Below are 12,389 nucleotides of genomic sequence, written 5' to 3' on the forward strand. Positions count from 1 at the left end.
GCCATCACGCTGGACACCGCCTGCTCCTCGTCGCTCGTCGCCCTCCACCTGGCCGTACGTTCGCTGCGCCGGGGCGAGTGCGACATGGCCCTCGTCGGAGGGGCCGCCGTGATGGTTACCCCCGCCGCCTTCGTCGAGTTCAGCCGCCAGCGCGGCCTGGCCCCCGACGGACGCTGCAAGCCCTTCGCCGCGGCGGCGGACGGCACCGCCTGGTCCGAGGGCGTCGGCGTCATCGTCGTCGAACGCCTGGCGACGGCCCTGGCCGCCGGCCACCGGGTGCTCGCGGTGGTCCGGGGCACCGCCGTCAACTCCGACGGCGCCAGCAACGGCCTCACCGCGCCCAACGGCCCCGCCCAGCAGCGCGTCATCCGCGAAGCCCTCGTGGACGCCGGTCTGACCCCGGAGCAGGTCGACGCGGTCGAGGCACACGGCACCGGCACCCCGCTCGGGGACCCGGTCGAAGCACAGGCCGTGCTCGCCGCGTACGGCGGGCAGCGCGCCCGGCCGCTGCGCCTGGGATCGGTCAAGTCCAACCTGGGGCACACCCAGGCGGCGGCTGGCGTCGCCGGGATCGTCAAGATGGTCATGGCCATGCGGCACGGAGTACTGCCCAGGACCCTGCACTTCGACGCCCCGACCCCGTACGTGGACTGGTCCTCGGGTGCGGTGGAACTCCTGGCCGAGAACGTGCCGTGGCCCGCCGGGAAGGAACCCCGGCGCGCGGCCGTCTCCTCCTTCGGGGTCAGCGGCACCAACGCCCACGTGATCTTGGAGGAGCCGCCGGTACCGGTGGACGACGGGCAGGAGGACCGGCCGTTGGCCGCGGCGCGCTCGGTGACCGTGGCGCACGCGGTGCAATCAGCGGACGCGACAGGCGGAACGGACACGACCGACGCGGCGGACGCACAGGTCGCGGAGGACGTCACAGGCGCACTGGTCGAGGCCGCCGCCGCAGGCACGACGGATGCAACAGGCGCACTGGACGCCGCAGCCACGACGGACACAGTGGAAGCCGCGAGAGCCGCACGCTCTCTGACCTCGCCCGCCGCTCCCTCCGCGCAGTCGCCCGCCGTACCCTCCCTGACCTCGCCCCCCGCCCCCGCCCCCCTGGCCTGGACCCTCTCCGCCCGCTCCGATGCCGCGCTGCGTGCCCAAGCCACTACCCTCACGACCTTCCTGACCGGGCTCCCGCAGGAGCCGCGTCCCGAGGACGTGGCACTTTCCCTGGCCACCACCCGCGCTTCCCACGAGCACCGCGCGGTCGTCCTCGGCACCGACCGGGCCGAACTCCTCGCCGCGCTGGCCGACCTGGCCGCCGGCCGGCCCTCGCCCGCCGTGGTCGAAGGGACCACCGGCCCGAACGGCGGCGTCGCCTTACTCTTCCCCGGCCAGGGTTCGCAGTGGCGGGGCATGGCCGTGCGTCTGCTGGACACCAGCAGGGTGTTCCGGGAGCGGATCGAGCAGTGCGAGGCCGCCCTGGCCCCGTTCGTGGACTTCGAGCTGACGGAGGTTTTGCGCGGCGGAGAGGACCTCGACCGGGTCGACGTCGTTCAGCCCGCCCTGTTCGCAGTCATGGTCTCCCTCGCCGAGGTGTGGCGTTCCCTCGGCATCCGTCCGGCTGCCGTCGCCGGACACAGCCAGGGTGAGATCGCCGCCGCCTGTGTGGCCGGCGCCCTCAGCCTTGAGGACGCCGCCCGCGTCGTCGCCCTGCGCAGCAGTGCCCTCACCGCCCTCTCGGGCCGCGGCGGCATGATGTCCGTGGCCGTGCCCTCCGGCGAAGCCCGGATCCGGCTGCGCGGCTGGGACGGCAGGCTGTCGCTGGCCGCGGTCAACGGCAAGAGCTCCGTGGTCGTCTCCGGCGACACCGACGCTCTCGACGAACTCCTCGCCGTCTGCGAGGAGGAGGGGGTACGGGCACGGCGCGTCGACGTGGACTACGCCTCGCACAGCGCCCATGTGGAGACCGTCCGCACCCAGGTGCTGGAAGCCCTCGCCCCCGTCAGCCCGCGCACCCCCGAGATCCCCTTCTTCTCCTCGGTGGAGGGCCGCTGGATCGAGGCCGCCGACGCCTTCGACGCCGACTACTGGTACCGCAACCTGCGCGAGACCGTCCGCTTCGACGAGGCGGTCACCGCGCTCGTCCGGCGCGACTGCACCACCCTGCTGGAGGTCAGCCCCCACCCCGTAGTGACGACGGGCGTACAGGAGACCGTCGACGCCCTCGGCACCGACACCACGGTCGCCCACACCCTGCGCCGCGACGAGGGCGGCCCCGAGCAAATGCTCCACGCTCTCGCCCAGTTGTACGTGAAGGGCGTACGCCCCGACTGGTCCGCGCTCTGGCCCGATGCACGGCGTACCGACCTGCCCACCACCACCTTCGTCACCGAGCCGTACTGGATGCGCGCCGACCATGGCGGAGGCGGCGCGGTCGCCCTGGGCCTCGACGACATCGACCACCCCGTCCTGCGCGCGGCCCTGCCCGCCGCGGAGGGGGCCGGGGGGACGGTGCTGACCGGCCGGCTCGGTCTGTCGGACCATCCCTGGCTCGCCGACCACACCGTCGAAGGACAGGCGGTACTGCCCGGCGCGGCTCTGGCGGAACTCACCTCCCGGGCGGCCGACGAGACCGGCTGCGCGGTCGTCGACCAGCTCACCCTGCTCACCCCGGTCGTCCTCCCCGAGGCCGCCGACGTCCGGCTGCGCATCGACGTCACGGCTCCGGCCGACGACGGCTCGCGCGGACTGACCCTGCACACCCTCACCGGGGCGGGGCACTGGACCACGCACGCTACCGCCGTACTCCTGCCGGACGCCGTCGAGCCGCCGGCCGACACCACCGCGTGGCCGCCTGCCGGGGCTGAACCCCAGGACGTCGACGCCCTCTACGCCACCCTGGAGGAAGCGAGCCTGAACTACGGCCCGGCCTTCCGGGGCGTACGAGCGCTGTGGCGGGGCCGTGACGGGGACCTCCACGCCGAGGTCGCGCTGCCCGGTACCGACCACGCCGACGGGTTCACCCTCCACCCGGCCCTGCTCGACGCCTGCCTGCACCCCATCGCCGTCGGCGGGTTCCTCACCACGGGCGAGGGCGGACGCCCCGCCCTGCCCTTCGAATGGCAGGGCCTGCGCATCCACGCCTCCGGCGCCGACACCGTCCGCGTGACCCTGTCGGCCGCGGGCCCCGACGGCGTCCGCCTGGCCATCACCGACACCGCCGGGGCGCCCGTCGCGTCCGTCGACACCCTCGTGCTCCGCGAGCTCCCGGCAGGCGCCCTCGGCAGGCCGGACCGGGGCGACCTGCTGTGCCCCCGGCAGGTGGCCAGGGCGCTGCCCGAAGGTATGCACGAGGACTACGCCGTACGCGATCCCGAACTTGCCCGGCAACTGGGGCAGCAGCCCACCTACGACCCGGCGCGCCACGTCCTGGTGCCGACTCCGGCCGGCGAGCCCGGAGAAGCGGCGCGTGCCGCACTCTCCCTCGTGCACGAGTGGCTGGCCGACGAGGGGCACCCGGACTCCACCCTCGTCCTGGTCACCCGCCGGATCCACCACGACGTGGCCGAGGCAACCGTCGCGGGCCTCGTACGGTCAGCCCAGCTCGAACACCCCGGCAGCTTCCGGCTGCTCGACCTGGCCGACCTCGACGAGGCCACCCTCGCAGCGATCCCCGCGGCCCTCGCCACGGACGAGCCCCAGCTCGCCCTGGCCGCTGGAACCGCGACCGTGCCGCGGCTGGTCCGCGTCGTCCCCGCGCCGGGCAGGAACGGTGTCATCGGCCGGACCCTGGTGACCGGAGCCTCGGGCACCCTGGGGCAGCTCGTGGCCCGGCACCTCGTTCAGGAACACGGTGTACGCGACCTGGTGCTGGTCGGCCGGCGCGGCTCCGAGGCACGCGGCATGGCCGCCCTCATCGAGGAACTGACCGCGGCCGGAGCCGAGGTGCGGGCCGTCGCCTGCGACGTCACCGACCGTGCCGCCCTCGCCGCACTGACCGACGGCACCTCGTTCGACACCGTCGTCCACGCCGCGGGCGTACTCGACGACGGACTGATCACCGGGCTGACCTCCGAACGCCTCGCCCAGGTACTCGGCGCGAAGCTCGGCGCGGCGCTCCACCTCCATGAACTGCTGCCCCAGGCGCGCCTGGTGGTGTACTCCTCCGCTGTGGGCATCCTCGGCGGCCTCGGGCAGGCCAACTACGCCGCGGCCAACTCCGGCCTCGATGCACTGGCCCGCCGCCGCCACGCACAGGGTCTGCCCGGGGTCTCCCTGGCCTGGGGCTTGTGGGACGCCACCAGTGGCATGACGGACGGGGTCGACCGGGCCCGCCTCGGTCGCTCCGGCTTCCGTCCCCTCCCCACCGTGGACGCCCTCGCCGCCCTGGACGCCGCCCTGGCCTCCGACGAGCCGGTGCTCGCCCCGATCCGCCTCGACCCCGCCGCCCTGCGGGCGCAGGGTGAGCAGATACCCGCGCCGCTGCGCGACCTGTCCGGCAGGCCCGTGCGCCGAACGGCCGCCGCCAGGGGCGGCGCCGCCGTCTCCGAGCTGGCCGCCCGCCTCGCGGGAAAGACCGGGCCCGAGCGTCTGCGCACCCTCCTCGACCTGGTCGTCGGGCACACCTCGGCCGTCCTCGGACACGCCTCACCGGAGGCGGTCGACCCCGGCCGGGCCTTCAAGGAAGCGGGCTTCGGCTCGCTCGCCGCCGTCGAACTGCGCGGCAGGCTCGCCGGAGCCACTGGCCTGCGCCTGCCGGCCACCCTGGTGTTCAGCCACCCCACCCCGTCGGCGGTCGCCCGCCACCTCGACGAACTCCTCGCGGGCACCGCCCCGGCGGTAGCCCCGGCGGTCCGTGCCGTCGCAGCCGACGAGGACGACCCGGTCGTCCTCGTCGGCCTCGGCTGCCGGCTCCCCGGCGGGGTGCGCACCCCCGACGACCTTTGGGAGATGCTCGTCCGCGAACGCGACGGCATAGGCCCCTTCCCCGACGACCGAGGCTGGCCCCTGGAACGTCTGTACGACCCCGACCCGGCGGCCCCCGGTAGCTCCTACACCCGGCACGGCGGATTCATGGCCGACGCGACGGCCTTCGACGCCGCCTTCTTCGGGGTGGCGCCGCGCGAGGCCGTTGCGATGGACCCGCAGCAGCGGGTCCTGCTGGAAACGGTCTGGGAGGCGTGCGAGGACGCCGGGATCGACCCGACTTCGCTGCGCGGCACCCCGACCGGTGTGTTCGTGGGCTCCATGTACCAGGACTACGGCCGCCTCCTGGAGAACGCGGCTGCCGAGGGCTTCCTCGCCGCTGGCGTCGGCGGCGGCGTCCTGTCCGGCCGGGTCGCCTACACCTACGGCCTGGAAGGCCCGACCGTTACCGTCGACACGGCCTGCTCCTCCTCGCTGACCGCCCTGCACCTCGCCGCCCAGGCGGTACGGGCGGGGGAGTGCGATCTTGCGCTCGCCGGCGGGGTGTCCGTGCTGGCCACGCCCGTTCCCTTCGTGGAGTTCAGCCGCCAGCGCGGACTGGCCGCCGACGGACGGTGCAAGCCCTTCGCCGCGGCGGCGGATGGCACCGCACTGGGCGAAGGAGTCGGAGTGGTCCTTGTCGAACTCCTTTCCAGGGCCCGTGCCCAGGGCCACGAAGTACTAGCAGTTCTGCGCGGCAGCGCCCTGAACTCCGACGGTGCCAGCAACGGCCTCACCGCCCCCAACGGCGCGGCCCAGGAGAAGGTGATGCGTGCGGCTCTCGCCGCCGCCTGCCTTGCCCCCGCGGACGTCGCCGCCGTCGAGGCGCACGGCACCGGCACCGCCCTCGGTGACCCCATCGAGGCGCAAGCCGTCCTCGCCGTCTACGGCCAGGACCGGCCGGCCCCGCTGCGGCTCGGCTCGCTCAAGTCCAACGTCGGCCACGTACAGGCGGCCGCCGGCATCGCTGGAGTGATCAAGGCGGTCCTGTCAATCCGCAACGGCCTGCTGCCCCGGAGCCTGCACATCGACGAGCCCTCCCCGCACGTCGACTGGACCGCCGGCGAGGTCGCCCTGCTGGACCAGGCACAGCCCTGGCCCGAGAGCGCAGGTCCGCGCCGTATGGGCGTCTCCTCCTTCGGCATCAGCGGCACCAACGTCCATGTGGTGATCGAGCAGGCACCGAGTCTCACGGGCACAGGCACCACCGCCGCAGGTAACACGAACACGGCCACGGGCGCACCCATAGCCATGGACACCGCGGAGCCGCTGCCAGCCCTGGACGGAGTTCCCTGGCTGCTGTCGGCACGCTCCGAGCAGGCCCTGCGCGGGCAGGCACGGCGCCTGCTGGAGTCAGACACCGACGACCTTCCCGCCGTGGCGCGCGCCTTGTCCACCACTCGGGCCCACCACAGGCACCGGGCCATGGTGACTGGTACCGACGCACAGCGGCGGCGTGCCGCCCTCACGGCCCTGGCCGACGACGGCGCGGCCGACGGCCTGCGCAGGGCGCGGTCGGCCGGACAACGGCTCACCCTGCTCTTCACCGGTCAGGGCAGCCAACTCCCCGCCATGGGAAGGGGGCTGTACGAGACGTTTCCCGTGTACGCGCACGCCTTCGACGAGGTGTCCGCGCACTTCCGGCTGGACACAGGGTTGCGCGAGGCGGTCTTCGAACGGGACGACCTGCTGGACCGCACCCAGTACACCCAGCCGGCCCTCTTCGCCCTGCAAGTGGCCCAGTTCCGGCTGCTGTCGAGCTGGGGCGTCACCCCCGACAGCCTGATCGGCCACTCCATCGGCGAGCTCTCGGCAGCCTGCGTGTCCGGGCTGTTGCCCCTCGCCGACGCCGCTACTCTCGTCACGGCCCGCGGCCGGGTCCTGGGCGAACTGCCGGCCGGGGGAGCGATGGTGGCGGTACGGGCGACGGAGGAGGAGGTCCTCGCCGTCCTGGAGGGCCGTGCCGGCCGGGTGGACGTGGCCGCCGTCAACGGGCCCCGATCGGTCGTCCTGTCCGGGGACGAGAACGAGGTTCTCGGCGCGGCCCAAGACTTCTCGGAGCGGGGGCACCGCACCCGTCGACTGCGCGTGGACGTTGCCTTCCACTCGCTCCGCGTCGATCCCGCCCTTGCCGAGTTCCGGAAGGTCGCCGCCGAGATCCGCTTCGGGCGGCCCGCAGTTCCGGTCGTCTCCACGGTCCGCACCGTCCACGCGATGGACACCCCCGACTACTGGGTGGACCAACTGCGCGTCTCCGTACGGTTCTTCGACGCAGTCAGCCAGGCTCACGAGAACGGGACCACGGCCTTCCTCGAACTGGGGCCCGACACCGTCCTCGCGCCAGCCGCCGAAACCTGCCTGCCGGACCGCCCGGTGTGCTCCGTCTCGCTTTTGCGCCGCGACCGCGAGGACGTGCGTACCGCCGCGGAGGCCCTCGGACTCCTGCACACCCACGGAGTGGCAGTGGACTGGCCGGCCGTCCACGCCGGCCGGCCGGACACCTTGACGCGCCTGCCCACATATGCCTTCCAGAGCCTTCGCTGCTGGCCCAAGCCTGCCGCCGAGGCAGCAGCCGCACCCGCACCGGAGCAGGCTCCCGCGCTTGGCTTGCTCTGGTCGGCTGTCGAAGACGCCGATCTGGGCGCCGCCCTCGACCTGTTGAACCTGCGGGGCGACGAGTCCCCGGACCAGGTGCTTGCAGCCCTCGGTCGCCTCCGCTCGGGAGCGGCGGCACCGGTCCTGGAGGGCGTGCGGTGGATGCGGGTGCCAGAGACCTTCGTGCCCGCCCTCGCGTGCGACGTCCTCTTGCTCGCTCCCTCCGCGGGCGACGAGAGCCTGGCCGACGCGGTCGCGGGCGCTCTTGTCCGGCACGGCGCCCGGGTCCGCTCGCACGGCGCACGGCGCCCTGACCTCGTGGTCGCCCTGCCCGGCGCCGAACCGGTTGCGGAGGAAGGGGTGCCCCGATGGGCCCTCGTCGACGGCGACGGGGCGATACCCGACTGCGACCACGTCGTGACCCTCCCGAAGAAGTTCGACGTCCCCGCCCGCAGGCGCCTGTGCTCGGCGATCGCCGAAGGGTGCAGGGAGACGCGGATCGAGCCGGACGGCATGTTCGTACGCAAGTACGAGTTGCTGGGCCGGGCCGGCGTGTGGCGGCCCGAAGGCGATGTTCTCGTCGCCGGTCCCGCGGACGAGCTCACCCGGGCGACGGTCGACGCCGTGCTCGGTTCCGAGGCGCGCTGCCTGGTGGCCGGGGGTGCGGAAGGTATCCCGGGCACCCTGGAGTTCGGGACGGCCGAGGGCTCCGCACGGCTCACGGCGGCGATCGTCCGGGCCGGCAGTGGATTCGAGGACGCGGCTGCGCCAATGGTGACTGTCGTCTCCGTCGGGGAGCACGCGGACACCACCCTGCGCACACCGGGCACCACACTCGCCGTGGCGGTTCACCCAGACCTCGACTCCCAGGCCGCGGTGACCGGGCTGTGGCGGGCCATGTCCACCGAGGAGACGGCCGTCCGCCTCGTGGACACTTCGCACGCAACACAGGCTGCGCCCGTCGCGGAGCCCGCGCGATCCGCCCCGGAACCCGACCCCGACCCCGCTCCCTGGCCCAACCTCCACCCCGAGCCCCAGCTCCGACCGGAGACGGATCCAGGGCCCCTGGGCGCAGAACTCCTGACAAGCCTGGCGGTACTTCCCCCAAAGGACTGGGCCGAGGCCGTGCTCGGCGGCATCCAGCGCCTCTCGGCCGCCGTTCTGGGGTACGAGTCCGCGTCCGAGATCGGCGCCGAGGATGAATTCTTCGACCTCGGCCTTACCTCGGTCACCGCCCTCGAACTACGTGACCACCTCACGCGGTTGACCGATCTGGAGTGGCCCGCCGACCTGCTCTACGAATGCCCGACCCCCCGCGAGCTGGCCGACGTCGTGGTCACACGGCTGAACACGGATCCGGGTTGATCCGCAGTCGCCTGCTGGGGCTTCGGGCCCAGGGGCGTGGTCATCTCCATCCTCATCACCGCTCTGACTCTCGTGAGCCTGGCCGTTCCGGCGCGTTGTCACCGGCGCCTGCAGTGCCCGGCTCATCAGCGAACCCAGGATCCGTACTGCAGCTTGACGGTTCAGGGGCGGAAGGATTTCCCAGCGTTTCGGCCTCGCCGGTGGACCTTCCTGCCTCTGGGGAGCACGGCTTCGGTACCGACGTTGTCGCCCACGACGCGCCACCTTCGTCCGACTCGCAGGCCTTCAGCCACTCGGCCACCTCGACCAAGCGAAGCAATGCTCACTGCTGATGATCGGCGTGCTCGCGGCCCCTATAGAGCAGGAAATCAGGGGTCGTCTTTTCGACCCGCTGCCTCACAGAAATCGATTCGTGGCAGTCCTCACGGAAACAGCCCCGGCGGCCGCGCGGGCTGTCGGGGCCGCTGCGAACCCGGTCGTACTCCATCCCAGGATCAAGCCTGTAAGGCACCGGGCCTGTCCCGCACACACCATGTCGGTGCGGTCTGCGGGCGACTATTTCACCGACGGAACTTCAGCGCAGGCGTTCGAGCGTTCTCGCGCAAGATCTGGCCGTGTGCTGCGGGACATGACATCTACCTCGATTGCCCACAGCCGATACGCCGCGCAGCCCACTCCTGACCGGCCGGACGGGGCGATCGTGGCGACCACTGCGCCGGGCCGGTGGGCCGGTGCGCAGGTCCGCGTTCTGGATCTCATGTCCTGAGTGTGCGCTGGAGGGAGTCGGTCCCGCCGGTCCGGCCGGATCCTGCGGGACCGGTTGCGCACCGGGCGTGACGTTGATGTTGGCGTCGGCCTGCCAACCGTCAACTCTGGTGATGCGGCCCTCTGCGGTCTGATGGCCGCCACAGCAACGTGGCCCGGCGCCAGATACTCGGATGAGCAGGGTTACGCCGTGCGCTACCTGGATCAGGCGGCCAGGCTCCCAGGAGGGGCGCGGCGGTTCGCGGGGCGACGTCCAGGGGGCTCATCGACAAGCGACGTCACTACTGCTCGAGCTTGAAGGAAGAGTTCCTGATCGAGGGGGAGTGGGGCGGCATCGATCTCGGCGCGTCGATGCGTCGCCTGCGTGCCGGCATCGGGGCAGGGGGCAGCACGGTCTCGGAGGCCGCCTTCGCGGCACTGGGCGCCACCAGTGTGGTCCTCACCCCGGTGATCGTCGAGCAATGCGAAGCGATCAGGGTCGAGTTCGCGACGGACGATGGCATCTGGTCCGCCACCCTGGATCTCGCCGCACAGCACGTGACCTACCTGAACATGAGCACCGGAGAGACCGAGGAGCCGCTGCTCGTACGCCCGGAGGCCGGCGAGTTGGCAGCTGGGTCCTTCGCGCTGGAGCGTATGGGCATTCCCCCTATGGAGACCCCGCGCGGGAACGTCACGCTCGACACGGTGCTGGTCCTCGTCTACCTCCAGCAGCACCATGCTGGTCGAAGCACCTTCGGTTCGGTCAGCGCCGCGGATATGAACCTCACCTTGGGGGTCTGCTTCGGCGTCCTCGACGAGGGAGCAGCCCGTCTCAAGGCGCAGGCACATGCCGCCCGAAGCCGGGCCACCAGGGACGCGACCGCCCTGCGTAAAGCGAACGAGCAGCGTCAGAAGTACGGGCTGCCGACCTCGTTCGATCTCGACATGGAGCAGGAGCGATACAGCCGGGCTGCCGACCAGCACGCAGGCGATCTCCTGCGCCTCGCACAGGAGATCGAGCACCATCAGGGAGTCCTGACGGGCCGGGATGCCGAAGCGGCACGGGGACTGCAGGCAGTTTCGAGTGCCGCCACCGCAGCGGATCAGGCCCATCAGATGCTCGCCTCACGGGCGCCGCGGACTGGCCCGCCAGCGACTGGAGGTCGCCGAGGCGGCCACGCGGCCTCGCAAGCACTGCCCCGAGTGCGAGCAGCCCTTGCAGGGCCACTCGAATGAGCAGGGCCTCGCTTGCCCTGTGTGCGGCCAGCCCGACCCCGGCCTGGCCGAACGTCAGGCCCAGCGTGCCTTGGAACTGACGCGGGCCAAGGAGGCCGCGGCCGCCCTGGACTCGGAGTTGAGCAGGGCTCAGCGCAGTGTGCAGAGTGCGGTGGAGGCACGGCGCAAAGCTGAACAGGACGCGCAGCGGCTTGCTGGCCGGGCCGGTGCGTACCGGGCGCAGGAGATCACCCCCCGCGAGGAGGCGCGGAGTCGCGCTCGCGCGGGCGAGAGCGAGGTCCGGGCGAAGCTGGAAGCGGTCAAGGCGCGGCGTCAGGAGCTCGCCCAGGTCGCGGAACTGGAGAAGAAGGAGGCCTCGTCGTCGCAGCAGGCCGAGGAGGCGGCGAAGGCTTGGGCCGCTACGGAGGGGGAGGCGCTGCAGCACCGGAAGCAGACCGCGAAGCAGTTGTCTCAGATCTTCGCGGACCTTGTGATTCCCATGGCGCCGGACAAGATCCGCAGTGCTGTGATCGATCCGAAGACCCTGGCCCCCAAGATCAACGGCAGGACTCTCAAGCAGCTGGCCCGCTCTGCCGGGCTGGTGAGTATCACCCACACTGCCTTCCACCTGATGGTTCTCGAGGCCGCGCGCAGTATGCCGCTCGCTATGCTGCCACGCTGCCAGTGGCTCGACGCACCCCTTGACGGACTGGGAGGCCGACCGGAGGGCGAACGTCTCGCCAACGCCGTCCTCACCGTCTGCGCAGAGGTCACCGGCAGCGACGCAAAGCGGCTCTCCTGTCATATGTGTGGGGGCTCTGAGCTGGGCTGATACGTGAAACACGCCGCTCTCTGTGAACCTTGAGGTGTCTAGCAACAAGGTTGATCAAGCAGAGAAGCGGCGTGTCTATCTTCAGCATATGGAAGCGGACCCTGATGGTCGAAAGGCCGTGGTCGAAGGGGTCCGCTTCGACGGGAACGAACAGTGCGTGATCGTGTCGGTACGGCCCGAAGCGCGGCGGCGGCAGCGGTGTGGGATCTGTGTCCGGCCCGCGTCCTGGTACGACGGTGGCCGGGGACGGCGCCGGTGGCGGGCCCTGGACCACGGTGCGGTGCGGGTGTTCCTGGAGGCTGATGCGCCTCGGGTGGCCTGCCGGGAGCATGGGCCGACGGTCGTCGCGGTGCCCTGGGCCCGTCATGGTGCCGGGCACACCCGCGCTTTCGACCAGCGGACCGCGTGGCTGGCCGCGGAGTGCTCGAAGTCCGCGACGGCGGTGTTGATACGGACGTCCTGGCGGACGGTGGGCCGGATCGTCGAGCGCTACGTCGCCGACCGCGACGGGGCCGTCGACCGACTGGCCGGGCTGCGGCGGGTCGGGATCGACGAGATCTCCTACAAGCGCGGCCACCGCTACATGACCTGCGTGGTCGACCATGACACCGGACGAGTGGTGTGGATGGCCGACGGCCACGGCAAGGACGTCATGGACGCCTTCTTCGACCAC

The 12,389-nt window shown here is 72.1% G+C and carries 3 protein-coding genes and 1 pseudogene (1 of these 4 running past the window's edge); all 4 read left to right on the top strand.

Features of this window, described 5'->3' with window-relative positions:
* On the top strand, nucleotides 1-8,922 hold the 3' portion of the coding sequence (locus tag B9S58_RS38185; protein ID WP_103534506.1) for a type I polyketide synthase. It extends 552 nt beyond the left edge of the window; the window shows 8,922 of its 9,474 coding nt (coding positions 553-9,474); the start codon falls outside the window, past its left edge; its stop codon occupies nucleotides 8,920-8,922.
* A 1,059-nt stretch (nucleotides 8,923-9,981) separates the two neighbouring features.
* On the top strand, nucleotides 9,982-10,905 hold the full coding sequence (locus tag B9S58_RS26235; protein ID WP_103534507.1) for a hypothetical protein: 924 nt from the start codon (nucleotides 9,982-9,984) through the stop codon (nucleotides 10,903-10,905).
* Between the two features lie 19 nt (nucleotides 10,906-10,924).
* On the top strand, nucleotides 10,925-11,716 hold the full coding sequence (locus B9S58_RS26240) for a hypothetical protein (protein ID WP_103534508.1): 792 nt from the start codon (nucleotides 10,925-10,927) through the stop codon (nucleotides 11,714-11,716).
* Between the two features lie 104 nt (nucleotides 11,717-11,820).
* Nucleotides 11,821-12,389: pseudogene (locus B9S58_RS26245) on the top strand (helix-turn-helix domain-containing protein); the annotation flags it as partial.

It is taken from the genome of Streptomyces sp. SM11 (assembly GCF_002910905.1).
GTDB lineage: Bacteria > Actinomycetota > Actinomycetes > Streptomycetales > Streptomycetaceae > Streptomyces.